The sequence below is a fragment of the Pseudomonas sp. TWI923 genome, from assembly GCF_039673365.1.
Lineage (GTDB): Bacteria > Pseudomonadota > Gammaproteobacteria > Pseudomonadales > Pseudomonadaceae > Aquipseudomonas > Aquipseudomonas sichuanensis.
Genome location: NZ_JBDJLM010000081.1, coordinates 1 through 22,597 on the forward strand (window position 1 = coordinate 1; position 22,597 = coordinate 22,597).

At 64.4% G+C, this 22,597-nt stretch carries 20 protein-coding genes, 1 tRNA gene and 1 pseudogene; 12 read left to right on the forward strand and 10 right to left on the reverse strand.

Translation table 11 applies throughout. From position 1 onward, the window contains the following. The first annotated feature begins 117 nt into the window (after positions 1 to 117). Both tusA and pdxB read left to right on the forward strand, forming a co-directional pair. Entirely contained in the window at positions 118 to 360 is a 243-nt protein-coding gene (gene tusA, locus ABE459_RS22190; RefSeq protein ID WP_110993565.1) for a sulfurtransferase TusA, read from the forward strand. A gap of 47 nt (positions 361 to 407) precedes the next feature. Then, positions 408 to 1,550 (forward strand): 4-phosphoerythronate dehydrogenase PdxB, encoded by a 1,143-nt coding sequence (gene pdxB, locus ABE459_RS22195; protein ID WP_323831196.1) that lies wholly within the window; start codon positions 408 to 410, stop codon positions 1,548 to 1,550. A gap of 58 nt (positions 1,551 to 1,608) precedes the next feature. Here the strand turns inward: pdxB and ABE459_RS22200 are convergent, their stop codons facing one another. After that, entirely contained in the window at positions 1,609 to 1,782 is a 174-nt protein-coding gene (locus ABE459_RS22200; RefSeq protein WP_167409823.1) for a PA1571 family protein, read from the reverse strand. Positions 1,783 to 2,050: 268 nt separating this feature from the next. On the opposite strand from ABE459_RS22200, the gene ABE459_RS22205 reads away from it, so the two are divergent. The 3 genes from ABE459_RS22205 (at position 2,051) to mqo (ending at position 7,371) form a co-directional block, all read left to right on the forward strand. After that, positions 2,051 to 3,814: an ABC transporter transmembrane domain-containing protein gene (locus tag ABE459_RS22205; protein ID WP_323831197.1), complete on the forward strand. Its 1,764-nt coding sequence runs from the start codon at positions 2,051 to 2,053 to the stop codon at positions 3,812 to 3,814. Positions 3,815 to 4,005: 191 nt separating this feature from the next. Beyond that, the gene (locus tag ABE459_RS22210) at positions 4,006 to 5,622 is read left to right on the forward strand and encodes a methyl-accepting chemotaxis protein (protein WP_323831198.1); all 1,617 of its coding nucleotides are present in this window, start codon (positions 4,006 to 4,008) and stop codon (positions 5,620 to 5,622) included. A gap of 165 nt (positions 5,623 to 5,787) precedes the next feature. Further along, positions 5,788 to 7,371 carry a malate dehydrogenase (quinone) gene (gene mqo, locus ABE459_RS22215; protein ID WP_258706073.1) on the forward strand — a complete coding sequence of 528 codons (1,584 nt, stop codon included), beginning with the start codon at positions 5,788 to 5,790 and terminating at the stop codon, positions 7,369 to 7,371. A 124-nt stretch (positions 7,372 to 7,495) separates the two neighbouring features. On the opposite strand, the gene ABE459_RS22220 is transcribed toward mqo, so the two are convergent. After that, positions 7,496 to 7,572 (reverse strand) — tRNA-Pro (locus ABE459_RS22220). Positions 7,573 to 7,654: 82 nt separating this feature from the next. Continuing rightward, positions 7,655 to 7,876, reverse strand: a complete 222-nt coding sequence (locus ABE459_RS22225) for a YgdI/YgdR family lipoprotein (RefSeq protein ID WP_110993561.1) — start codon at positions 7,874 to 7,876, stop codon at positions 7,655 to 7,657. 181 nt (positions 7,877 to 8,057) lie between these two features. Between ABE459_RS22225 and moaB the strand changes: the two genes are divergently transcribed. After that, a complete protein-coding gene (moaB, locus tag ABE459_RS22230) occupies positions 8,058 to 8,597 on the forward strand; it encodes a molybdenum cofactor biosynthesis protein B (RefSeq protein WP_125463355.1) in 540 nt (179 codons plus the stop codon). A 22-nt stretch (positions 8,598 to 8,619) separates the two neighbouring features. Then, a complete protein-coding gene (gene glp, locus ABE459_RS22235) occupies positions 8,620 to 9,807 on the forward strand; it encodes a gephyrin-like molybdotransferase Glp (RefSeq protein ID WP_190306080.1) in 1,188 nt (395 codons plus the stop codon). On the opposite strand, the gene ABE459_RS22240 is transcribed toward glp, so the two are convergent. After that, positions 9,796 to 11,031, reverse strand: coding sequence for a glycosyltransferase family 4 protein (locus tag ABE459_RS22240; protein ID WP_125463357.1), 1,236 nt, complete (start codon positions 11,029 to 11,031; stop codon positions 9,796 to 9,798). The genes glp and ABE459_RS22240 overlap by 12 nt on opposite strands. Positions 11,032 to 11,095: 64 nt before the next feature. Beyond that, positions 11,096 to 11,215 (reverse strand): annotated as a pseudogene (locus ABE459_RS22245) (hypothetical protein); the annotation flags it as partial. 340 nt (positions 11,216 to 11,555) lie between these two features. Here ABE459_RS22245 and yegS point away from each other — a divergent pair. After that, positions 11,556 to 12,449: a lipid kinase YegS gene (yegS, locus tag ABE459_RS22250; RefSeq protein WP_323831199.1), complete on the forward strand. Its 894-nt coding sequence runs from the start codon at positions 11,556 to 11,558 to the stop codon at positions 12,447 to 12,449. Here yegS and ABE459_RS22255 read toward each other — a convergent pair. The 3 genes from ABE459_RS22255 to ABE459_RS22265 all read right to left on the reverse strand — a co-directional run bounded on the left by ABE459_RS22255 (position 12,433) and on the right by ABE459_RS22265 (position 14,858). Next, on the reverse strand, positions 12,433 to 13,092 hold the full coding sequence (locus ABE459_RS22255; RefSeq protein ID WP_125463359.1) for a response regulator transcription factor: 660 nt from the start codon (positions 13,090 to 13,092) through the stop codon (positions 12,433 to 12,435). The two genes, yegS and ABE459_RS22255, sit on opposite strands and share 17 nt — an antisense overlap. Further along, positions 13,082 to 13,978: a sensor histidine kinase gene (locus ABE459_RS22260; RefSeq protein ID WP_323831205.1), complete on the reverse strand. Its 897-nt coding sequence runs from the start codon at positions 13,976 to 13,978 to the stop codon at positions 13,082 to 13,084. The genes ABE459_RS22255 and ABE459_RS22260 overlap by 11 nt, the downstream gene beginning before the upstream one ends. Before the next feature lie 397 nt (positions 13,979 to 14,375). Further along, the gene (locus tag ABE459_RS22265; protein ID WP_223811893.1) at positions 14,376 to 14,858 is read right to left on the reverse strand and encodes a histidine kinase; all 483 of its coding nucleotides are present in this window, start codon (positions 14,856 to 14,858) and stop codon (positions 14,376 to 14,378) included. Positions 14,859 to 15,207: 349 nt separating this feature from the next. Here ABE459_RS22265 and ABE459_RS22270 point away from each other — a divergent pair, with 349 nt between their 5' ends. Together ABE459_RS22270 and ABE459_RS22275 are read left to right on the forward strand one after the other, a co-directional pair. Beyond that, positions 15,208 to 16,143, forward strand: coding sequence for a chemotaxis protein CheV (locus tag ABE459_RS22270; RefSeq protein ID WP_110993554.1), 936 nt, complete (start codon positions 15,208 to 15,210; stop codon positions 16,141 to 16,143). A 61-nt stretch (positions 16,144 to 16,204) separates the two neighbouring features. Beyond that, positions 16,205 to 17,008 carry an MOSC domain-containing protein gene (locus ABE459_RS22275; RefSeq protein ID WP_258706076.1) on the forward strand — a complete coding sequence of 268 codons (804 nt, stop codon included), beginning with the start codon at positions 16,205 to 16,207 and terminating at the stop codon, positions 17,006 to 17,008. Between the two features lie 345 nt (positions 17,009 to 17,353). Here the strand turns inward: ABE459_RS22275 and ABE459_RS22280 are convergent, their stop codons facing one another. Continuing rightward, positions 17,354 to 19,282, reverse strand: a complete 1,929-nt coding sequence (locus tag ABE459_RS22280; RefSeq protein ID WP_258645776.1) for a transglycosylase SLT domain-containing protein — start codon at positions 19,280 to 19,282, stop codon at positions 17,354 to 17,356. A gap of 208 nt (positions 19,283 to 19,490) precedes the next feature. Between ABE459_RS22280 and ABE459_RS22285 the strand changes: the two genes are divergently transcribed. Beyond that, on the forward strand, positions 19,491 to 21,419 hold the full coding sequence (locus ABE459_RS22285; RefSeq protein WP_323831200.1) for an ATP-binding cassette domain-containing protein: 1,929 nt from the start codon (positions 19,491 to 19,493) through the stop codon (positions 21,417 to 21,419). A gap of 107 nt (positions 21,420 to 21,526) precedes the next feature. Here ABE459_RS22285 and ABE459_RS22290 read toward each other — a convergent pair whose 3' ends face one another. Beyond that, a complete protein-coding gene (locus ABE459_RS22290; RefSeq protein WP_125857994.1) occupies positions 21,527 to 21,967 on the reverse strand; it encodes a universal stress protein in 441 nt (146 codons plus the stop codon). 110 nt (positions 21,968 to 22,077) lie between these two features. On the opposite strand from ABE459_RS22290, the gene ABE459_RS22295 reads away from it, so the two are divergent. After that, a complete protein-coding gene (locus ABE459_RS22295; protein ID WP_323831201.1) occupies positions 22,078 to 22,515 on the forward strand; it encodes a hypothetical protein in 438 nt (145 codons plus the stop codon). Positions 22,516 to 22,597: the final 82 nt, after the last annotated feature.

Consider the following 22,597-nt stretch of genomic DNA (forward strand, 5'->3'; position numbering starts at 1 on the left):
GGTAAAGGGTTGCACGGTCCATGTGGGAGCCGGCTTGCCGGCGATTGGGCTGCACAGCAGCCCCTTGGAGCACCTCGACGGATGCGCCACAATGACGATCATTTCGCGGAGCCTTTCATGACCGATTTCACCCCCGACGCCATCCTCGACGCCACCGGCCTGAACTGCCCGGAGCCAGTGATGATGTTGCACCAGCACGTGCGCAACCTGGCCGCCGGCGGCCTGCTCAAAGTGATCGCCACCGACCCCTCGACCCGCCGCGACATCCCCAAGTTCTGCAACTTCCTCGGCCACGAACTGGTAGGCCAGCAGGAAGAGGCCGGCACCTACCTGTACTGGATCCGCAAGAAGGCCGACTGAGGCCGGCGCGATCAGGCTACACTGCGCTCCCCTGACAGGAGAGCGCCATGCTGATAGTTGCCGACGAAAACATCCCGCTGCTCGATGCCTTCTTTGCCGGTTTCGGCGAGATCCGCCGCTACCCCGGCCGGGCCATCGATGCCGCCTGCGTGAAGGACGCCGACGTGCTGCTGGTGCGCTCGGTGACCCGCGTCGACCGGCAACTGCTCGAAGGCAGCAAGGTGCGCTTTGTGGGCACCTGCACCATCGGAACCGATCACCTCGCCCTCGACTACTTTGCTGAAGCTGGCATCCACTGGAGCAGCGCCCCAGGTTGCAACGCCCGTGGCGTGGTCGATTATGTGCTGGGCAGCCTGCTGACCCTGGCCGAGCTCGAGGGTGTCGAGCTGGGCAAGCGGGTCTATGGCGTGGTCGGTGCCGGCGAAGTCGGCGGGCGTCTGGTGCGCGTGCTGCATGGCCTGGGCTGGAAAGTGCTGGTGTGCGACCCGCTGCGCCAGGCCAGCGAGGGGGGCGACTTCGTCGACCTTGCGACCATCGTCGAGCAGTGCGACGTGATCAGCCTGCACACGCCGCTGCAGCGCGGTGGCGAACACCCGACCTGGCACCTGCTCGATGAAGCGCATCTGGCGCGCCTGCGCCCCGGCGCCTGGCTGATCAATGCCAGCCGTGGCCCGGTGGTGGACAATGCCGCGCTGCGTGAGCTGCTGCTGGATCGCGAAGACCTGCATGCGGTGCTCGACGTGTGGGAGGGCGAGCCGCAGGTGGACCTGCAACTGGCCGACCTGTGCACCCTGGCCACCCCGCATATCGCCGGCTACAGCCTGGACGGCAAGCAGCGCGGCACGGCGCAGATCTACCAGGCGTTCTGCCGCGTGCAGGGTGAACCCGAGCAGGTACGGCTGGCGGACCTGCTGCCAGCCGCTGCGCTGGCGCAGATCGAGCTGGATGCTGGCGCCGAGCCGGCTTGGGCGCTGGCCACCCTGTGCCGGGCGGTGTACGACCCGCGCCGCGACGATGCCGATTTCCGCCGCAGCCTGAGCGACGACCCGGCCGAGCAGCGTGCGGCCTTCGACCTGCTGCGCAAGCAGTATCCGGTGCGCCGCGAGATCGAGGGGTTGGCGGTGCGTCTACGGGGTGAGGCGCCGCAGCTGGCGCAGGTGGTGAGTGCGTTGGGCGCGGTGCTGGTTTGACAGTTTGACCTGCAAATAAAAACCCGGCGCAGGCGCCGGGTTCGAAGGAATTCTTGTTTTAGTCTTTGCCGACTTTCTTGACCCGGCTTTCTTCCAGGTCCTTGCAGGCTTTCTGGATCATCTGCTCGGTGATCGGGATCTCGCGGCCCTGGCCATCGATGATCGAACCGCAAACTTGAGGTTGCGGGTGTTTCGGGGTCTTGGGCGTCTCGTTGCCGTGCTGCAAGCTCATGTCCTGTCTCCTCTTCAGGTTCAAGCTCAAACGTACCGCTTTGCCATGACTGGCCTGTGACAACGGGCGGGGCATGACAGGCCCAGTCCAACAGAAAGCGTGGCAAAGCTCCAGCGGCACCTTAGAACGAAAGGTCATAGGCAGGGCATAAGGCTTTTTCACCCCACGCCGTCCGATACCTCTGATGTGATGCCCCTGCGGGTGGAGCAGTTCCTGCCAGGTGGACCAGTGGTAGGCTTGGCCCATCTTCCTGCCGAACATGCCCGCCATGCCTGAATCGATCTCTTCCCGCCAACGTCGTGCCCTGCACCTGGGCTGGCAGTTTCTGCGCCCATACCGCCGCCAGGCCCTGCTGGCCCTGCTCGCGCTGGTGGTCACTGCCGGCATCACCCTGTCCATGGGGCAGGGCATTCGCCTGCTGGTGGACCAGGGCTTCATGACGGGGTCGATGCACCAGCTCAACCAGACCATCGGCCTGTTCCTGCTGCTGGTGCTGGCCCTGGCCGTGGGGACTTTCGCCCGCTTCTACCTGGTGTCGTGGATCGGTGAACGCTGCGTCGCCGACATCCGTCGGGCGGTGTTCGATCATCTGCTGGGGCTGCACCCAGGGTTCTTCGAGGACAACCGCAGCTCGGAGATCCAGTCGCGGCTGACCGCCGACACCACCTTGCTGCAGTCGGTGATCGGCTCGTCCCTGTCGATGTTCCTGCGCAATGCCCTGATGGTGGTGGGTGGGGTGATTCTGCTGTTCGTCACCAACCCCAAGCTCACCAGCATCGTGGTGCTGGCCTTGCCGCTGGTGCTGGCGCCGATCCTGCTGTTCGGCCGGCGGGTGCGCAGCCTGTCGCGGCAAAGCCAGGACCGGGTCGCCGATGTCGGCAGCTACGTCGCCGAGAGCCTCGGGCAGATCAAGACCGTGCAGGCCTACAACCACGAAGCCCGTGACCGCGCGCTGTTCGCCGAGACCGTCGAAGCGGCGTTCAGCGTGGCGCGACGGCGTATCGCTCAGCGTGCCTGGCTGATCACCCTGGTGATCGTGCTGGTGCTGGGAGCAGTGGGAGTGATGCTCTGGGTGGGCGGCATGGATGTGATCGCCGGGCGCATCTCCGGCGGCGAGCTGGCGGCTTTCGTGTTCTATAGCCTGATCGTCGGCAGTGCCTTCGGCACCTTGAGCGAGGTGATCGGCGAACTGCAGCGGGCCGCGGGTGCTGCCGAGCGTATTGCCGAGCTGCTGGCGGCGCAGAGTGCGATCCTGGCGCCGCGCCAGTCCGTCAGCCTGGCAGGCGGGCGCGCCAGTGGCGCCATCGAGCTGTGCGAAGTGCGCTTCGCCTACCCGTCGCGCCCGGCGGTGCCCGCCGTCGATGGCCTGAGCCTGCAGGTGCAGCCCGGCCAGACGGTCGCGTTGGTCGGGCCGTCGGGTGCCGGCAAGTCGACCCTGTTCGACCTGTTGCTGCGCTTCTACGACCCCCAGGGCGGCAGCATCCTGCTCGATGGCCAGCCGATCACCGGCCTGGAGGTGGCCGAGCTGCGCCGTCAGTTCGCCCTGGTGGCCCAGCAACCGGCGTTGTTCCGCGGCACGGTCGAGGCCAACATCCGTTATGGCCGCCCCGAGGCCAGCCAGGCCGAGGTCGAGGCAGCGGCGCGCAGCGCCCATGCCCACGAATTCATCGCCCAGTTGCCGCAGGGTTACCAGACGCTGTTGGGGGAGGGCGGCATCGGTTTGTCCGGCGGCCAGCGCCAGCGCCTGGCGATTGCCCGGGCGCTGCTGGTGGATGCGCCGATCCTGCTGCTGGACGAGGCCACCAGCGCCCTCGATGCGCAGAGTGAGCACCTGATCCAGCAAGCGTTGCCGCAACTGATGGCCGGGCGCACCACGCTGGTGATCGCCCACCGCCTGGCCACGGTGCAGCATGCCGACCGCATCGCGGTGATCGACCAGGGGCGTTTGGTCGCGGTGGGCACGCACCGCCAACTGGTGGAAGAGAGCCCGCTCTATGCGCGCCTGGCGGCGCTGCAGTTCAACAATGGCTGAGGCTGTCGCGAGTTTGTAACATTTCTGTAGCAATTGCCTGAGAGTATCTGGCTCAGCTGTTGCGTATGTGCTCGACCTGGCTGCTATCGATCGATGGCAGCTTTTTTTTGGCCTGCGAACGAGGACAAGGATGTCTTTAGTCGGCGGCGCTGTCGTGTCCGCTTCCTTACCTCCTTGTTCCGAGATCCACGATGTTGCGTAAATCCCTCAGAGTGCAAATTCTCACCCTGCTCGGCGGCAGCCTGGCGGCGATGTTGCTGATCGCCCTGGTGTGCTTCCAGTTCCTGTCGTCCAGCGTGCGCGGCTATGCCCAGCTGGTGGACGGGCCCTTGCAGGCCTCGCAGTTGATCGATGAAGCCAACCTGCAATTCAAGATCCAGGTGCAGGAGTGGAAGAACGTGCTGCTGCGCGGCCGCCAGCCGGCCGAGCTGGACAAGTACTGGCAGCAGTTCCAGGCCCGTGAGCAGCAGGTTCAGACCCTGCTTGGCCAGTTGATCGACAGCAGCGATCCAGCACTCAAGGCGCGCCTGGAACAGCTCAAGGCCAGCCACCGGCAGTTGGGTGTGGCATACGAGCAGGGCCGCCAGGCCTTCCTTGCCGCCGGTGGTGACCCGGTGGCCGGCGATGTGGCGGTCAAGGGTGTGGACCGCGCCACCAGCGACCAGATGAGCGCGCTGGTCGAGCAGTTGCGCGGTGATGCCCGTGGCCGCGCGGCCGAAATCAATGCTGACGCCGAGCGCACCGTATGGCTCGGCGTGCTGGTGATGCTGGCTTCGGCCGTGCTGGTCGGGCTGCTGAGCCTGTGGCTGATCAACCGCAGCCTGGTCGAGCCGATTCGCCAGTTGATCGACTATGTCGCCCAACTCAGCCAGGGCCGCTTCGGCGCGCGGGTCGACAGCCGTCGCGAGGACGAGCTGGGGCGCCTGGCGCGGGCCGCCAATACCCTGCGCGATTTTCTCGCCGACACCGTCGGCCGCCTCAAGGACAATGCCGAAGAGCTGGAGAGCGCCAGCGGCCAGCTGCGCAATATCGCCGGCGACATGGCCAGCGGCACCCATGACCAGTTCCAGCGCACCGACCAGGTCGCCACCGCCATGCACGAAATGTCCGCCACTGCCCAGGAAGTCGCGCGCCATGCCGCCGAGGCGGCCCGCGCGGCGGACGACGCCGACCACAGTGCCCAGGCCGGCGAGCAGGTGATGCAGCAGACCATCGATATCATTGGCCTGGTCAACCGCGAGATCGCCGGCACGGCTGCGGTGATTCGCCACCTGGAGAACGACAGCACGCGCATCGGCAAGGTGCTCGAGGTGATCCGCGGCATTGCCGAGCAGACCAACCTGCTGGCACTCAACGCGGCCATCGAGGCGGCGCGCGCTGGCGAGGCCGGGCGTGGCTTTGCGGTGGTGGCGGACGAGGTGCGCAGCCTGGCCCAGCGCACGGCGGCGTCGATCGCCGAAATCCACCAGATCATTGAAGCGGTGCAGTCGGGCGCGGTAGAGGCGGTCAAGGCCATCGAGAGTGGCCAGCAGCGCAGTGAAGAGGGCGCCGAACAGGTGCAGCAGGCCGGGCAGATGCTGCAGCGCATCACCCTGGCGGTGGAGGCGATCCGCGACATGAACCGGCAGATCGCCACGGCGGCCGAGGAGCAGACCAGCGTTGCCGAAGATATCTCGCGCAACCTGATCGAGATCACCCGCATCGCCACGGCCAACCAGCAGGCGGTGCAGCATACCGAGCAGGCCGGGCAGCGTTTGCATGGTTTGTCGGGGCAGTTGGGTGAAGTGACCTCGCGGCTGACCGCCTGAAGCCGCCACGGCGGGGGAAATCCGCCATCCGGGCGGGATCTTCCCCCTGCCCGTGGCGGTTTGTCGCCATGCGGCCTGGTGTCGCCCCCATGAACATTGGCCTGCAACCGGTTGGCACGCTCTTCGCTATCGAGGCCGCGCTTACATAACAACCGGATAGATCCAATGAAGAAAATCCTGCTGACGCTCCTGTGCCTGAGCGTCATCGGTTGCTCCAAGCCTGCGGAGCCACAAAAGACCGTCGATGTGCTGCTGATCGGCGGCGGCATCATGAGCGCCAGCCTGGGGACCTACCTCACCGAGCTTGAGCCGGGCTGGAAGGTCGACGTCTACGAGCGCATGGACCAGGTCGCCGAAGAAAGTTCCAACGCCTGGAACAACGCCGGTACCGGCCACTCTGCCTTCTGCGAGCTGAACTACACCAGCGAAGGCAAGGACGGCAGCATCGACATCAGCAAGGCGGTCAACGTCAACGAGCAGTTCGAGGTGTCCAAGCAGTTCTGGGCCTACCAGGTCGAACAGGGCGTGCTGAGCAACCCTCCTTCGTTCATCAACAACGTGCCGCACATGAGCTTCGTCTGGGGAGAGGAGAACATCGCCTTCCTGCACAAGCGCGTGGCGGCGCTGCAGCACAGCTCGCTGTTCCGCGGCATGCAGATTTCCGAAGACCGCGAGCAGATCCGCCAGTGGGCGCCGCTGGTAATGGAAGGTCGCGACCCGGGGCAGAAAGTCGCGGCCACGCGCATGGCCATCGGTACCGACGTGAACTTCGGCGAGATCACTCGCCAGCTGTTCGCATCGATGACCCGCAACCCCAATGTGCAGCTGCACCTGAGCCATGAAGTGCGCGACATCGTGCGCAATGAAGACGGCAGCTGGAACGTGGTGGTGGCCGACCTGGCCAACGGCGGCGCGCAGACCAGCGTCAAAGCCAAGTTCGTGTTCATCGGCGCTGGCGGCGGTGCGCTCAAGCTGCTGCAGAAATCCGGCATCCCGGAAGCCGACGGCTATGCCGGTTTCCCGGTGGGCGGCCAGTTCCTGATGACCGACAACCCCGACACCGTCGCCCGGCACCAGGCCAAGCTGTACGGCAAGGCGTCGGTCGGCGCGCCACCGATGTCGGTGCCGCACCTCGACACCCGGATGATCGATGGCAAGCAGGTCCTGCTGTTCGGCCCGTTCGCGACCTTCTCCACCAAGTACCTGAAAAACGGCTCGCTGTTGGACATGTTCGCTTCGCTGACCAGTCACAACGTCAGCCCCATGCTGCATGCCGGTATCGACAACATCGACCTGAGCACCTACCTGATGGGCCAGCTGATGCTCAGCTTCGATGACCGCATGGCGGCCCTGCGCGAGTATTTCCCCAATGCCAGGAACGAGGACTGGAAGCTGCTGCAGGCGGGCCAGCGGGTGCAGGTGATCAAGAAGGACCCTGTGCATGGCGGCATCCTGCAGTTCGGCACCGAGGTGGTGGCCGCCGAGGACGGCAGCATTGCCGCGCTGCTGGGCGCCTCGCCCGGCGCGTCGACCGCCGCGCCGATCATGCTGACGGTGCTGGAGAAGACCTTCAAGGACCGCATCAAGAGCCCTGAATGGCAGGCCAAGCTGAAAGCGATCGTGCCAACCTACGGCCAGAAGCTGAACAACGACCTGGCGCTGACCAACAAGACCCGCGAATGGAGCAGTGCTCGGCTGCAACTGCTGCATGTGCCGGTAATGCCGGAGACGGCGGTGTCGGCTCGATAATCGCCAATCGCGGGGCAAGCCCGCTCCCACACTGCTGAGGATTTGCGGCAACGTGGGAGCGGGCTTGCCCCGCGATGCGTTTCGGGCACAAAAAAGCCCGCACTTGGCGGGCTTTTCGGGGATTTGGTCGGAGAGACAGGATTCGAACCTGCGGCCTTCTCGTCCCGAACGAGACGCGCTACCTGGCTGCGCTACACTCCGATGGCCAAAATGCTACTGCATCGTTTTTTTCAACGCAACCCCTTGTTGCAAAAAGGAGTTGCGCCGAAAAGCAGTGGCTGGATCACAGCTCTTTGACCGTGCGGATCTGGTCTTTGTTGATGCGCGTGCGCTTGCCGTCAAGCTGTTCGAATTCGTAGAAGCCGGAGTCTTCGTCATAGCTCGGGGTATCCACCGCCTGGATCTCACGGCCGTCGTTCAGGGTGATGACGGCTGGCGAGGCGCAGCCGGCGAGGGCGCCCAGGCCCAGGGCAAGCAGGAAAGCGGGAAGGGTCCGTTGGATCATCGTGTTTCTCCTGGTTCGAGTGTGCTTGATGACGTTATGACGCAGGGCGTCCACGCAAGTTCCTTGTCCAGTGCAGCATAGCGCTCAGGCTGGGGCATTGACCGGGAGCAACGGCGGGGCAGCGCTCGGCCGGCCTGTGATATAACAGCGCACATCCCTGTTTCCCTGCGACGGACCCCCCATGAAAGCCAAGGCAGATACCCCCTTCGTGCCGTTGAACATCGCTGTACTGACGGTCAGCGACACCCGTACCTTCGAGACCGACACCTCCGGCCAGCTGTTCGTCGATCGCCTCACGGCGGCCGGCCATCAGCTCGCCGCCCGGGTGCTGCTCAAGGATGACCTGTACAAGATCCGCGCCCAGGTCGCGACCTGGATCGCCGATGACCAGGTGCAGGTGGTGTTGATCACCGGCGGTACCGGTTTCACCGGCCGTGACAGCACCCCGGAAGCCGTGGCCTGCCTGCTGGACAAGCAGGTCGAGGGTTTCGGCGAACTGTTCCGGCAGATCTCGGTGGCCGATATCGGCACCTCGACCGTGCAGTCCCGGGCCTTGGCGGGCCTGGCCAATGGCACCCTGGTGTGCTGCCTGCCGGGTTCGACCAATGCCGTGCGCACCGGTTGGGATGGCATCCTCGCCGAACAGCTCGACGCCCGCCACCGCCCCTGCAACTTCGTCCCTCACCTGAAGCAGGCGGCGGCCTGTGACAGCCGTGGTTGAGGCCGCGACTGTCCGGCCATTGATGCCGGTGGAAGAAGCCCTCGAGCGCCTGCTGGCGCTGGCCGAGGCCGCGCCGATCGGTGACACCGAAGAGGTGGCGCTGGCCGATGCCGAAGGCCGCGTGCTGGCGCGTGAGCTTGTAGCCGGGCTCGACCTGCCGCCCTGGCCCAACAGTGCCATGGATGGCTATGCGCTGCGCCTGGCTGATTGGCAGGGCGAGGCGCTGCCGGTGAGCCAGCGCATTTTTGCCGGCCACGCGCCGCAGCCACTGCAGCCAGGCACCTGTGCGCGCATCTTCACCGGTGCGCCCTTGCCGCAAGGGGCCGATTGCGTCGAGATGCAGGAAAACGCCGAAGTGCTGGAGGATGGCCGGGTGCGTTTCCTCGAGCCACTGGCCGTCGACCAGAACGTGCGCCCCAAAGGCCAGGAAACCCGTGCCGGCGAGCAGGTAATGAGCGCCGGCACACGCCTGGGGCCGATCCAGCTCGGCCTGGCGGCCACCCTGGGTTTTGCGCGCCTCGACGTGGTGCGCCGGCCCCGGGTGGCGGTGCTGTCCACCGGCGATGAACTGGTCGAGCCCGGCTTGCCGCTGGGCCCGGGGCAGATCTACAACAGCAACCGGCGCCTGCTGGTCAGCTGGTTGCAGCGCCTGGGTTGTGAAGTGGTGGATGCCGGCATTCTGGCTGATGACCTTGAGCGCACTCGCCAATGCCTGGCCGGGCTGGGCAATGTCGACCTGATCCTGTCCACTGGCGGCGTGTCGGTGGGTGAGGCCGACTACCTTGGCCTGGCCCTGCGCGAAGCCGGTGAACTGGCGTTGTGGAAGCTGGCGATCAAGCCGGGCAAGCCCCTGACCTTCGGTCACTACCAGGGTGTACCGGTCATAGGCCTGCCGGGTAACCCCGCATCGACCCTGGTCACGTTCGGCCTGCTGGCCCGCCCATACCTGCTGCGTCGTCAGGGCGTGGCCGATGTTGCACCGCTGCGCTTCAGCGTGCCGGCGGGTTTCGACTGGCCCAAGCCGGGCAATCGTCGGGAATACCTGAGGGCGCGCATCGAAGATGGCCAGGTACGCATCTACAAGAACCAGAGCTCCGGGGTGCTGCGCAGCGCTGCCTGGGCCGAGGGAGTAGTGGAGGTGCGTGAGGGCAGCATGCCGCGCCAGGGCGAGCTGGTGCCGTTCATTCCCTTCAGCGAGCTACTCGGCTAGCACCTCACCGCTGGGCGATTCGCCTGCGGGGGCCAGTTGGGTCAGGCGCATGTGCACGTTCTCCAGCTGTTGCGCCGCGACACTCCAGTCGTGGCGCTGGCGGGCGAACTGGCGGCCGGCTTCACCCAGTTGGGCCATGCGCCAGGGCTGGTTGAGCAGTTGGGTGATCAACAAGGCCAGTTGGCCGCTGTCGTCGCTGCCCAGATAGTGCTCGCCATTGTTGGCCGCCAGGCCCGAAACGCCCTTGCCGGTGCTGATCACCGGCAGGCCCGCGGCCATCGCTTCGAGGATTTTCACCTTCGAGCCACCGGCATAGCGCAGCGGTGCGAAGAACAGCGCCGAGCGCCGTTGTATTTCGCGCAGGTCGGGGCGGTAGCCGAGCCACTCGATGCGCGGGTCGTTCCAATGCAGTTTCCAGCTGGCCGGCAGCGCATGCCCGGCAATGGCCAGGCGTACCGCCGGGTTGCTCATCCACACCTGTGGCAGGATTTCTTCCAGGGCCCACTCGATGGCTTCGAGGTTGGCCCCGTACTCGAAGTTGCCGACGAACAGCAGGCGCTGGCTGTGGGGGCACGGCCGGACAGCCTCGAAGTAGTCGCAGTCGACGCCATTGACCACCACATTGACTGCTCGCCCGCTGATCTGCTCGATCAGCTCGGCATCATGGTTGCTGACCGCCACCACTTCGCTGGGTTGACGCAGCACGCGCTGCTCCCAGCGGCGATAGCGCCAGCGGTCGAAGGCATTGAAGGGGCGCAGCCACAGTGGCAGGCGGTCATGGCAGGCGCCGCCCATCACCGATTCAAGGGTGTGTTCGCTGAGCATGAAGGGCAGGCCACGGGCCTGCAGGGCCTTCTCGAAGGGCTGGAAGCTGTAGCTGTGCTCGATCTGGATGACATCCCAGGGTTCGTCCAGCAGCTGCTCGAAGCGATGCCGCAGGCACGGTGCCAGGCCATTGACGATCGCCCGCATGGGGTAGTCGATGATCGGTGAGGCCAGCAGGTTCAGCGGGCTGTGCAATGGCCGGCGGGGCAGCACGATCAGGCGTTCGAGCAAGGGCTCCAGGGCTTCAAGCGCCGCATCGCCCAGCGGCACCTTGGACTGCACCAGCAAGGTGATCCGGTGACCACGCTGCGCCAGTTGGCGCAACAGATGATATTGCCGGGTCTTGCTGCCGCTGGTGGTAGGCCAGGGCAGGTAGGGCAGGGTCCAGAGTATGCGCATGAGCCCGATTCCTCGTTGCATGGCCGGGTGTCGGCCCTGGAAGCCAAGACGCGCCCGCTGGCAGTCAACCGATGGCGGCTGCCGGGGCGCGTCCATGGATATCAGTAAAGCGTACGATGCCGTCCTCGCCCAGGTATGCGCCGCTCTGCACCTCGATCATCACCAGGTCGATGACGCCTGGGCTTGGGCATGGTTTCGCGGGAAACCGGCCATGATCGGTCGCCAGCACCGCCAGCGATGATAAAGGGGGCAGAGGGATCATCGTCATAGCCTCTACTCAGGGCGCTGGGGACAGCGCAGTGAACGGAAATACGACCTGTCAGGCATCTGGCGGCAAAAGTCAATAAAATGACTTTCGTGAGCATTGTCGTCCTTGATGGCCAAATATTTGTCGAATGATGCGCCTGAAGCCTCAGGCTTTCAATGTCAATTGTATGAAGTCAGCTTTAATCGCTTAGCTCAGGGAGCAATTTCAGGTTGATGGTGGTCGAGATTGCGGTAGGGCTTTTCCATGGAGAACAACGATGAATGAGCGCAAGGCACTGCTGATCCTGCATGGCAAGCAGGCGACCAATGACGAGGTGCGCGAGGCCGTGGGTCAACTGCGTGAGCGCGGCTGGCAGCTGGATGTGCGCCTCACCTGGGAGGCGGGCGACGCCCGGCGCCTGGTCCAGGAGGCGCAGGCTGCAGGCTATCCGCTGGTGGTGGCAGGTGGTGGTGATGGCACCTTGCGTGACGTGGCCGAGGCTTTGGCACAGGGGGCTGCCAACACTCGGCCAAGCCTGGCGTTGCTACCCCTTGGGACGGCCAATGACTTCGCCAGGGCCGCTGGGGTGCCGTTGGAGCCGGCGGCGGCACTTGCGCTGCTGGACACGCCGGCGCAGCCGATCGACTTGGGGCAGGTGGGCGAGCAGTTGTTCCTCAACATGGCAACCGGCGGCTTTGGCAGCCAGGTCACGGCCAGCACCTCGGAAGACCTCAAGAAAGTGCTGGGGGCGGCGGCGTACCTGTTCACCGGCCTGTCGCGCTTCAGTGAGTTGCAGGCCGCCTCGGTCACGTTGCATGGGCCGGGCTTCGAGTGGCAGGGCGAGCTGCTGGCGCTGGGCATCGGCAACGGGCGGCAGGCCGGTGGCGGGCACGTGCTCTGTCCGGACGCCAAGGCTGACGATGGCCTGCTGGACATCGGCATCCTGCCGGCGCCGCAGGAAATGGTGGGGGCTTTGCGTGGGCTGCTGGCGGGGGAGGAACTGTTCGTGCGGGCGCGGCTGCCGTGGGTGGAGATCAAGAGCGCCCAAGGCCTGGACATCAACCTCGACGGCGAGCCGCTGCAGGCCGACAGCCTGCGCTTCGAGGTCGTGCCCCGAGCGCTGTGCGTGCACCTGCCGGCGGATTCGCCGTTGCTCAGTCGTCCAGGCTGATGATCTTTTCGCGCACGGCGAACAGCACCAGGCCCGCCACGTCGTAGATCTGCAGGCGTTTCATGATTTGCGAGCGGTGGGTTTCCACGGTCTTGATCGACAACCCCAGGCCGTTGGCGATTTCACGGGTAGATTTGCCGCGTACGATCAGGCGCAGGATCTCCAGCTGGCGAGCGGTCAGGTTGTGGCGCTCTTCGCTGGGTGGCTTGCCGCTCTGCGCGCGCAGCAGCGCCTGGTTGATCACGGTATGGGCGATGGCGGGGCTCAGGTAACGCTCGTTGTTGCGCAGTGCGGTGAGGGCCTGTTCCAGCTCGGTGGCGCTGGTGTCCTTGAGCAGGTAGCCATGGGCGCCGCTTTCCAGGGCGCGCATGATCAGGTCGGGGTCGGTGTGCATGGACAGCATCAGCACCTTGCAAGCGCAACCGTTTGCGCGTAGCTGCGCAAGCGCGTCCAGACCGCTGGTCGAGCGCATGGATATGTCCAGCAGGATAATGTCCGGCGCCAGGCGCAGGACCTGCTCCAGCAACTGGCCGCCATCCTCGACTTCGCCGACCACCAGGTAGTCGGGCAGGTCCGATACCAGCGCGCGCACGCCGGCGCGAATCAGCGAATGGTCGTCTACCAGCAGCAATCTACACGTCATGTTGGGGGGAGGTCCTGGCACGTTCCTGGCTGCGTGGCGGCCACGGGAACAGGGCTTCGATCTGGCAGCCTTGGCCGGGTTGGCTGTTGACGGTCAAGCTGCCTTGCAGGGCGGTGGCCCGCTCCTGCATGCCAGCCATGCCGCGTTGGCCAGCCTCGGCCGGGGCTAGTGCGGGCACGAAGCCACAGCCATCGTCCTGAATCGACAGGGCAAGGCCTGGCGGCGTGCGTTGCAGGCGAATCAGCAGGTTGCGGGCGTTGGCATGACGCAGCACGTTGGTGACCGCTTCCTGAGTAATGCGGAAGGCCGCCATGGATACTTCTTCGCTGATGCCGCCCAGGCGCTGGTGGCAGTCCAGGCTCCAGTGCAGGTCGCTGCTCTGCAAGGTGCTCTGCAGGTGCGCGCGCAGGCTGGCCTCAAGGCCCAGGCTGGCCAGTTGCCGCGGGTTGAGGATGGCGGACAGATCGCGAACGTTGCTCAAGGTATGGTCCAGGGTGCTGCGCAGGGTTGTGCACTGGGCCTGCAGCTGCTCGGGGACCCGGCGTTGCAGCCAGTCGAGCTGCAATTTGGCAGCGGTCAATAACTGGCCGATATCGTCGTGCAGTTCTCGGCTCAGGTGCTGGCGCTCGCTCTCCTGCACTTTGAGCATGCGGTCGGCAAGCTCCGCCGGGCGCAGGCTGATCGAGTGCGCGCCGTGGCGCAGCTGCCAGGCAACGCCGAGCATCGCCAGTACCTGGAGCAGCAGCAGGCCGCCGGGCAATGGTTGCGCTCGCCAGTAGAAAAGCAGGTTGGCTGCCAGTGAGGCCAGGCACAACAACGCGGTTGCCCAACGCAGCAGGGCGATGCTAGAGCGGCAGCGCTGGAAAAACGTCAAGCCTGGGAACATAGGGAGGGAGGCCAATAAATTATTGCTGTTGGAGGCAGTACACAGGTTTGGCCAGAAGTTTGGCGTCCCGTTTTCAAGTAAACATCGGGCACGAATGCAAAAGCCCGGTAACGACGGAGCACGCGTTCGAGTGCACGCATGTTAACACTTCGGTTTGCTTTGGTCGCGGGGGTGCAACTGCTTGAAAGCTCAGAATTCACGGGCTATCGCGGAGTATCTGTGCGCTCCGCAGGCTGGCACAGTGCCACGCCCGCTGCGCGGGAGCATGGGGGTAAGTGCAACTAAGGCAAACCCTGATGTGCAGGTTTTACGCAACTTGTGCAACTTTGCAAGTTGGACGATCGTCTCGCCTAGTTGCAACGCAAGAGCAGCCTGTTAGTTACCGATCGTGGCGGTTTTAACATTGCAGGCCGGTACTTGCCTGCCCGGCATGCGCCGATGCGCAGTTGGCGTCGGTGCCCAGGCCGGGCACGCACGGCTGCCCAAGTGCACTGGCCAGTTCGTTCAGCAGCATATGTTGCTCTTCGCTGTCCAGGCTCAGGCGGCCGGTGAGCGGGTCGACCAGCTCCAATTGCCACGCCAGAAGGGTCAGGCAGGCTGCCAGCGCCGGCAATGTCTTGCCCTGCAAGTGTCGTTGCCTGCAGGCAGGGGCGAGCAGCTGTTGCAGGGTGCGGGTGTAATGCGCCACTTCAAGCAGGCCAAGGGTGTCGGCGCGCAGTGCCAGCAGGTCAAGGCTTTCGTCCAGGCAGTGGCAGGCGTCGGGGTCGTTGCCGATCAATTCGAGGTGCTGCAGGCATTCCTGTGCCTTGCTCAGCAGGGTCTGCGCATCCAGCAGGAAACCCTGCAGGACGCTGCTGGGCAGTGGTGCGATATCCATCATGTCACTCCAGCGCGCAGGGCTAGAGCAGGGGTGGGCCATACCTGGACGATTGCGAGCAAAAGCCTGACTCCATTCATGCATTGAGAATGGCGTCACATTAATGGCTAAAGGATATTGCGAACATCAGGTTGCACCCGATTGCGGGTAGGGGTTTCCCTGATGAAGATAGGGGCGAATGCTTCGTTGTGGGGTGTCCTGCGGTAGGGCGTGGCGGCAGTAAAGCATGATGGTAAAGTGATATCAATCTCTGCCCCCGGCTTTTTCCGTTCGGGGTCAAGCTGCGCGAATACCCGCCGATACATCGGCGGATGCAATCAATTTTCCCGACACAAGCCAGGGGGTTGTCCAAATGGCCGGCATTCTCGACACGGTAGACCAACGTACGCAACTGGTAGGTGAGAACCGCCTGGAAATCCTCATGTTCCGTCTGGCTGGCCGGCAACTGTTCGCCATCAACGTGTTCAAGGTGCAGGAGGTGCTGCAGCTGCCCAAGCTGACGCTGATGCCGCAGCGCCATTCATTCGTCTGTGGCGTGGTCAACCTGCGTGGGCAGACGCTGCCGGTGATCGACCTGTCCCAGGCGATCGGCATGCGGCCACTGCAACCGGGGCCAGGCAGCACCATCATCGTCACCGAGTACAACCGTTCGGTGCAGGCCTTCCTGGTGGGGGGCGTCGACCGGATCGTCAACATGAACTGGGAGGCCATCATGCCGCCGCCGACCAGCGCCGGTCGCCAGCACTATCTGACGGCGATCACCAAGGTCGAAGAGCAGTTGGTGGAAATCATCGACGTGGAGAAGGTACTGGCCGAGATCGTGCCCTACAGTGCCAAAGTATCCCGTGACAAGCTCGAAGACCCGGTGCTGGCCCGCGCCCGTGGCCGTGAAGTGCTGCTGGTGGATGACTCCAGCGTGGCCCTGGCGCAGTTGCGCGATACCTTGTCGCAGTTGGGCGTGAAACTGCACGTGGCCAGTGATGGCCTGAAGGCGCTGCGTCTGCTCAAAGGCTGGGCCGATGCCGGGGAGGATGTCTGCGAGAAGCTGCTGATGATCTTCACCGATGCGGAAATGCCTGAGATGGACGGCTACCGGCTGACCACCGAGATTCGCAACGACCCGCGCCTGCGCGGCCTTTACGTGGTGCTGCACACCTCACTGTCGGGCAGCTTCAACGAGTCGATGGTGAAGAAGGTCGGTTGCGACAACTTCCTCTCCAAGTTCCAGCCCGACCGCCTGGTGGATGTGGTCCGTCAGCGCCTGAGCATGGATACCGCGTCGGCCTGATACCTGGTACGCCTGTGTCCGGTATAAGCTTGGGCTTTAACTGGCACAGGGTGAGGCAGGGATGATTCTGAGTGCGTTGTATCGTTATCCGGTGAAGTCGACGCAGGCGCAGAGCCTGCAGCGCTCTCCGGTCGATTACCTGGGCCTGGACGGTGATCGGCGCTGGTTGGTGGTAGAAGCCGAGAATGGTCGTTTCCTCACGCAGCGGGCGTGGCCTGCGCTCGGGCAGATCACTGCCGACTACGGCACGAATGGCCAATTGCTGCTCACCGCGCCAGGGCGGGCGGCATTGAGCGTGCCAGTGCCGCCTGCAGACGATGAGTTGCGTGGTGTCACCATCTGGCGTGACACCCTGCGCGTGCCCGATGCCGGGGATGCGGCAGCGGCATGGCTCAGCGAACTGTTAGGCAAGCCGGTGCGGCTGGTGCATTGCCCTGACCAGCGGGCGAGGTATCTGCCCAGCGGATATGGCCTGAACAGCGACCGCGCGGCATTCCCTGATGGTTTTCCGTTGTTGTTGATCGGCCAGGCTTCCCTGGACGAGCTGAGCGCGCGCATCGGGCGCCCAATGGAGATGCTGCGTTTTCGGCCGAACCTGGTGGTCGAGGGCGCCGAGGCATTTGCAGAAGACCGCTGGAAGCGCATCCGTATTGGTGACATGACCTTCCGTGTGCTCAAACCCAGCGTGCGTTGCATCCTCACCACTCTCGACCCCGCCACGGGCGAACGCAGCCCGGACCGTGAGCCGCTGACCACGCTCAAGACGTTCCGCGAGAAAGAGGGGGATGTGCTGTTCGGCCAGAACCTGGCGGTGGATGGCGCGGGGGAGCTGAAGGTGGGGATGGCGGTTGAGGTTATCGAGTAAGGCAGGGCGAGTTTGATTGTGTGAGGGCTGCAAGGTGCTGGGCGATAGTCTTGCAGCGCTCTTGAGATCGAGCGCCGCCCGCGCGGCGCATCGCTGGCAAGCCAGCTCCCACATCTGTTTCGGGCCAGTCACTCCTGTGATTTCATCGTTGTACGCCTTGTGGGCCCGACTCGATCTCGAAGTGTGCGCTGACGGCCCTGCGCCTGACTTCAGACATGCACCAAGGCGTGCAGCGGTACCCTCACAGGCATAATTGGCCCGAAACGAATGTGGGAGCTGGCTTGCCAGCGATGCGCCGCGGGCGGCGCTCGATCTCATAGGCGCTGCAGCACCCTTGGCTAACGATCACATATCGTCGAAATACCGCTCATGCCAATCCACCAGCGGTTGCGGCGAATTGAGCTTTTGCCCGTAGATCACCGAATACGACAGCACGTTCTGCACGTACTGGCGTGTCTCGTCGAACGGGATCGACTCGACCCATACGTCGAAGCTCAGGTGCTTGGCGCCCTTGAGCCATTGCCGTACGCGGCCGGGGCCGGCGTTGTAGGCGGCCGAGGCCAGCACGCGGTTGCCGTTGAACTGGCTGTGAACCTGGCTCAGGTAGGCGGCGCCGAGCTGGATGTTCTTGTCCGGGTTGAGCACCTGGGCCGGGGAGGCCAGCGGGATGCTGAACTTGCGCGCAGTCTCCTTGGCGGTGGCAGGCATCAGCTGCATCAGGCCGCTGGCGCCAACGCTGGAGCGGGCGTCTTCCATGAATGCGCTTTCCTGGCGGGTGATGGCGAACACCCAGCTCGAGTGCAGGCCGCGCACCTTGGCTTCGCGCACCAGGGTGTCGCGGTGGGCCATGGGGAAGCGGATGTCCAGGTCGTCCCAGTACTGGGCCTGGCTGATGGTGCGAATGGCCGGGAAGTACCAGCGCATGTCATAGGCAAGGCGTGCCTGGGCGACCATTTCGTCACGGTTGAAGTGGCGGCTGACGTGGTACCACTCGCGTCGGCCTTCGACAATCTGGCCGCGGGCGTGGAACTCCAGGGCACGGCGCACGCCGGGGGTATTGCGCACCTTGTTGATTACCTGCTGGCTGAGCTGCAATGGCTTGTTGTTCAGCTGGTAGGCGGTCTGTGCCCGGTCGGCGGCGAGGAAGCCATAGAAATCACGCTCGCGGGCCACGGTCTTGTACAGCAGTGGGATCTGCGGATTGTTGGGTTGCGCCAGTTCCAGGCTGCGGGCTTGCCAGTACTTCCAGCGGTTGCTGCTGGCCAGGTCCTGGGGCAGGCGCTTGCTCAGCTCGTAGGCTTCTTCCCAGCGGCCCAGGCGCAGCAACAGGCGCATGCGCCACTCGCTGACGGTATTGTCGCGCAGTTCGGGGTCGTAGCGGGTCATGAGGTCCAGCGCGCGCGGGTCATAGCGACGTGCAAGCGTGAGGCCGATCTCGCGGGCGATGGCGACCTTCTCGTCGCGGGAGAAGTGCATGCGCTGGGCGTAGTCATCGAGCAGCGCCATGGCTTGCTCCGGATCCTGGCGTGCCAGGCGGCGCAGGCCGAGGCTGACCACGTCGGACATGGCTTCGTTGACCGGGGTGAAGCGCGAAGGCTGGTTGAGCAGTTCGGGCTTCTGCGCCACATCGATCAGCAGCTTGCCCTGGGGAGCCAGGGTGGTGAGGGTCTTCACCAGGTTGTTGGCCAGCCCGTAGTTGCGCGCCTGGGCCGCCAATTTGGCGCGCTGCCAGCGTTTGGCCTCGGTCAGTTGCCCTTCGGCTGCCCACATGGCGAACAGCGTGTCGCAGGCCTCTGGTTGCGATTTGCCGACGTTCCATAGCTTGTCTGCCGTGGCGAAGCCCTGGGCGCGCTGGCCGTGGCTCAGCTGGTACTGGCCGTTGAGGCAGTCCAGCTCGGTGAAGTTGAGCTTGGGGTCGTAGTATTTGACGAAGGTGTTCCATTCGCCGCGTTCGGCCAGCCAGCGCAACCAGCGCAGCTTCATCCAGTTGGCCTGGGGCAGGTCGCCGTGGGCGGCGAGGAAGCCTTCGATTTCCTCGTTGCTGGCGCTTTTCAGCCGGGCGGTGAGCTCGTCATACGTGAGGTAGGGCGTCAGCGGGTAGTCGCGCAGTGCTTGCGCGTAACGCAGGTAGGGGCCTTTGTCGCCTTTGGCCAGGGCGCGCTTGGCCTCGTCGTAGTACTGGCGCTGCTGGGTGAGGTCGGCGGCCTGTGCGGCACTCGCAGCGGTTGCGGTGAGCAATAGGCAGGAAGCAATGTGTAACAGGCGGCTGCGCATGATACGTCCGGGCAGTTGAACCATTAGAGAGTGACGGCGGAGCCAGCACTGTTGGGTATTACTGCCTAGCTTAGCCGTTTGCCGTGGGCCGGTGAAAGCACTGTGCTTGTATCGAGTTGTTATCCGACGCGGTGCTGTTGGCAACGCGGTTTTAATGCCCTGCGCAGGCAAGTCGGGTAGAATGCGCGCCCAGTTTTTGGAGATGATCATGACCCTGCTCAAATTCAGCGATGTGTCCCTCGCATTCGGCGCCATGCCGTTGCTGGACAAGGTTTCCTGGCAGATCGCCCGTGGTGAGCGGGTGTGCATCATCGGCCGCAACGGTACAGGCAAGTCGAGCATGCTGCGCCTGATCAAGGGCGAGCAGAAGGCCGACGATGGCGATATCTGGCGCGCCCCGGGCCTCAAGATCGGCGAGCTGCCGCAGGAACTGCCGGTAGCCGACGAGCGCACGGTGTTCGATGTGGTGGCCGCTGGCCTGGATGGCGTGGGCGAGCTGCTGGCCGAATACCACCACCTTAGCCTGAACATCCACACTGCCGAAGACCTGGACAAGCTGATGCACGTTCAGCACGAGCTGGAAGCTCGCGATGGCTGGCGCCTGCAGCAGGTGGTCGAAAGCACCCTCAGCCGCCTGCAACTGCCGGCCGACAAGACCCTGGCCGAGCTGTCCGGTGGCTGGCGCCGCCGTGTGCTGCTGGCCCAGGCGCTGGTGTCCGAGCCGGACCTGCTGCTGCTCGACGAGCCCACCAACCACCTGGACATCGGCGCCATCGCCTGGCTGGAAGAGGCCTTGAGCAGCTTCAACGGTGCAGTGCTGTTCATCACCCACGACCGTTCGTTCCTGCAGAACCTGGCGACGCGCATCCTGGAACTGGACCGTGGCGGCTTGATCGACTGGAACGGCGACTATGCCAGCTTCCTGGTGCACAAGGAGGCCGAGCTGGCTGCCGAGGCGACCGCCAACGCGCTGTTCGACAAGCGCCTGGCCCAGGAAGAGGTGTGGATCCGCCAGGGTATCAAGGCCCGGCGTACCCGTAACGAAGGCCGCGTGCGCGCGCTCAAGGCGCTGCGCGTGGAACGTGGTGAGCGCCGCGAGCGTCAGGGCAAGGCGAACATCCAGATCGAAGTGGCGGACAAATCCGGCAAGCAAGTGATGTTGCTGGAAAACGTCAGCTTCGCGCACCAGGGCGGGCCGAAGCTGGTCAAGGACTTCTCCATGGTGCTGCAGCGCCAGGACCGTATCGGCCTGCTCGGCGCCAACGGCACCGGCAAGACCACCTTGCTCAAGCTGATGCTGGGTGATCTGCAGCCGACAGCGGGCAAGGTCGAGATCGGCACCAAGCTGGAAGTGGCCTACTTCGACCAGATGCGTCACCAGCTCGATCTGGAAAAGACCGTTATCGATAACCTGGCCGAAGGCCGCGACTTCATCGAAATCGATGGCCAGAGCCGCCATGTGCTCAGCTACCTCGGTGATTTCCTGTTCAGCCCTCAGCGTGCCCGTACCCCGGTCAAGGCGTTGTCCGGTGGTGAGCGTGCCCGCCTGCTGCTGGCCAAGCTGTTCAGCAAGCCCGCCAACCTGCTGGTGCTGGACGAGCCGACCAACGACCTGGACGTGGAAACCCTCGAGCTGCTCGAAGAGGTGCTGTCGAACTACAAGGGCACGGTCCTGATGGTCAGTCACGACCGGGCATTCCTCGACAACGTGGTCACCAGCACCCTGGTGTTCGAAGGTGAAGGGCGCGTGCGCGAGTACGTGGGCGGCTACGAAGACTGGATTCGCCAGGGTGGTTCGCCGAAGTTGCTGGGCGTGACCGAAAGCAAGGGCGGTAAGTCCGAGCTCAACAGTGCGGTGGTCGAGCAGGTGGCGGAGCCAGTGGCCCCCGCACCGGTTGCTGCGGCCCCCGACGCTTCGAAGAAAAAGCTTAGCTACAAGCTGCAGCGTGAGCTGGAGATGCTGCCAGGGCAAATCGACGAGGTGGAGCAGCGCATGGCTAAGGCGCAGGAAGAAGTGAACGCTGCGGGCTTCTATCAGCGGCCGATTGCCGAGACTTCGGCGGTGCTGGCCAAGATCGAGGCGTTGCAGGGTGAGCTGGATGCGCTGGTGGAGCGGTGGGCTGAGCTGGAAGGCTGACATCATCGCAGGGCAAGTTGGATAACCGCACCGCAGCTCCCGCAGCCATCAAGGTTTTGTGGGAGCGGCGGTGCGGCGATCCGACTTGTCCCGCGATCAAGACATCATTATTCCTTTTTCAACAGGCGTACTGCCAATACATCGCACGGCGCGCCATGCAGCACATCGTTGGCGGTGCTGCCCAGCAGCAGCGCCAGGCCATGCCGGCCATGGCTGCCCACCACGATCAGGTCGCACTTCTGGTCTTTCGCCAATTGGTGAATTTCCTGGCGTGGCTGGCCGTAGGTGAGGTGCGAATCGCCGCGGTTGATGTCCGGGTACTTGTTGAACAGGCGCTCCATGCGCTCCTTGGCCTGATCGAACTGTTGCTGCTGCAGCTGCGAGAGGTCCATGGGCACGTCACCACCAAAGGCCATGGCCATGGGTTCGACGATATGCACCAGGGAGACCTTCGCGCCGCTGCCCAGGGCGATCGCTTTGGCGCGCTTGATCACCGGGTCGCATTCTTCGGTCAGGTCGACGGCGACCAGAAGATGTTCGTAGGACATGAGCTGTACTCCTGACAATCGCGATAGAAGAAGTATGGTCGCTTTCACGCGGGTCGTCCGTGAAGCATGAGTAACCCGCTCATTTGCAACGCTTTATAAGGTCTACAGATATGACGGTATGGCTGGTGGTGTCAATCCTTGCGCTGATTCTCAGCCCGCTCGCCTGGCTGCGCCCCTCGCGCAAGCAGAGCCGGCAGATGAATCTGCGCCTGGAGGGGCGACGCATGGGCCTGGCCATGCAGCTGGCGCCGCAAGAGTGGCCGCACTGGCTGGAAAAACAGCCCCCCAGTCCATGCCCGCAGTACCACCGGGCACGGCGCAAGGGGCACGACGACAGCTGGTGCTACTGGCAGGTCAGCACGGGCGTCTGGTGGAACCGTTACCGCGAGCCCTGCGAGGATCCGCGGTTGCTCGAGGCCTTCGCCGGGTTGCCGGAAAGCGTCTACAAGATCGAGGCCGATACCCAGATGGTCGCCCTGTTCTGGGGTGAGCGTGGCGAAAATTCTGTTTTGCAGGATATTGCCAAGGTGCTCGAAACCCTCGCCTGATCCCTTCTCATCAACGACAAAGCGGCGGGGGGGGGGCCGCAGGAAGTTAGACGCCCCCCAAGGGGGGGGGGGGGGGCGCAAA

Excerpts from the sequence above, each read along its gene's own strand:
- ABE459_RS22240 (WP_125463357.1), bottom strand. The coding sequence starts at position 11,031 with ATGCGCATACTCTGGACCCTGCCCTACCTGCCCTGGCCTACCACCAGC.
- ABE459_RS22285 (WP_323831200.1), top strand. The coding sequence starts at position 19,491 with ATGACCCTGCTCAAATTCAGCGATGTGTCCCTCGCATTCGGCGCCATG.
- mqo (WP_258706073.1), top strand. The coding sequence starts at position 5,788 with ATGAAGAAAATCCTGCTGACGCTCCTGTGCCTGAGCGTCATCGGTTGC.
- ABE459_RS22225 (WP_110993561.1), bottom strand. The coding sequence starts at position 7,876 with ATGATCCAACGGACCCTTCCCGCTTTCCTGCTTGCCCTGGGCCTGGGC.
- tusA (WP_110993565.1), top strand. The coding sequence starts at position 118 with ATGACCGATTTCACCCCCGACGCCATCCTCGACGCCACCGGCCTGAAC.
- ABE459_RS22260 (WP_323831205.1), bottom strand. The coding sequence starts at position 13,978 with ATGTTCCCAGGCTTGACGTTTTTCCAGCGCTGCCGCTCTAGCATCGCC.
- ABE459_RS22200 (WP_167409823.1), bottom strand. The coding sequence starts at position 1,782 with ATGAGCTTGCAGCACGGCAACGAGACGCCCAAGACCCCGAAACACCCG.
- ABE459_RS22270 (WP_110993554.1), top strand. The coding sequence starts at position 15,208 with ATGGCCGGCATTCTCGACACGGTAGACCAACGTACGCAACTGGTAGGT.
- yegS (WP_323831199.1), top strand. The coding sequence starts at position 11,556 with ATGAATGAGCGCAAGGCACTGCTGATCCTGCATGGCAAGCAGGCGACC.
- ABE459_RS22275 (WP_258706076.1), top strand. The coding sequence starts at position 16,205 with ATGATTCTGAGTGCGTTGTATCGTTATCCGGTGAAGTCGACGCAGGCG.
- ABE459_RS22265 (WP_223811893.1), bottom strand. The coding sequence starts at position 14,858 with ATGATGGATATCGCACCACTGCCCAGCAGCGTCCTGCAGGGTTTCCTG.
- ABE459_RS22205 (WP_323831197.1), top strand. The coding sequence starts at position 2,051 with ATGCCTGAATCGATCTCTTCCCGCCAACGTCGTGCCCTGCACCTGGGC.
- ABE459_RS22255 (WP_125463359.1), bottom strand. The coding sequence starts at position 13,092 with ATGACGTGTAGATTGCTGCTGGTAGACGACCATTCGCTGATTCGCGCC.
- glp (WP_190306080.1), top strand. The coding sequence starts at position 8,620 with ATGCCGGTGGAAGAAGCCCTCGAGCGCCTGCTGGCGCTGGCCGAGGCC.
- ABE459_RS22295 (WP_323831201.1), top strand. The coding sequence starts at position 22,078 with ATGACGGTATGGCTGGTGGTGTCAATCCTTGCGCTGATTCTCAGCCCG.
- ABE459_RS22210 (WP_323831198.1), top strand. The coding sequence starts at position 4,006 with ATGTTGCGTAAATCCCTCAGAGTGCAAATTCTCACCCTGCTCGGCGGC.
- moaB (WP_125463355.1), top strand. The coding sequence starts at position 8,058 with ATGAAAGCCAAGGCAGATACCCCCTTCGTGCCGTTGAACATCGCTGTA.
- ABE459_RS22290 (WP_125857994.1), bottom strand. The coding sequence starts at position 21,967 with ATGTCCTACGAACATCTTCTGGTCGCCGTCGACCTGACCGAAGAATGC.
- ABE459_RS22280 (WP_258645776.1), bottom strand. The coding sequence starts at position 19,282 with ATGCGCAGCCGCCTGTTACACATTGCTTCCTGCCTATTGCTCACCGCA.
- pdxB (WP_323831196.1), top strand. The coding sequence starts at position 408 with ATGCTGATAGTTGCCGACGAAAACATCCCGCTGCTCGATGCCTTCTTT.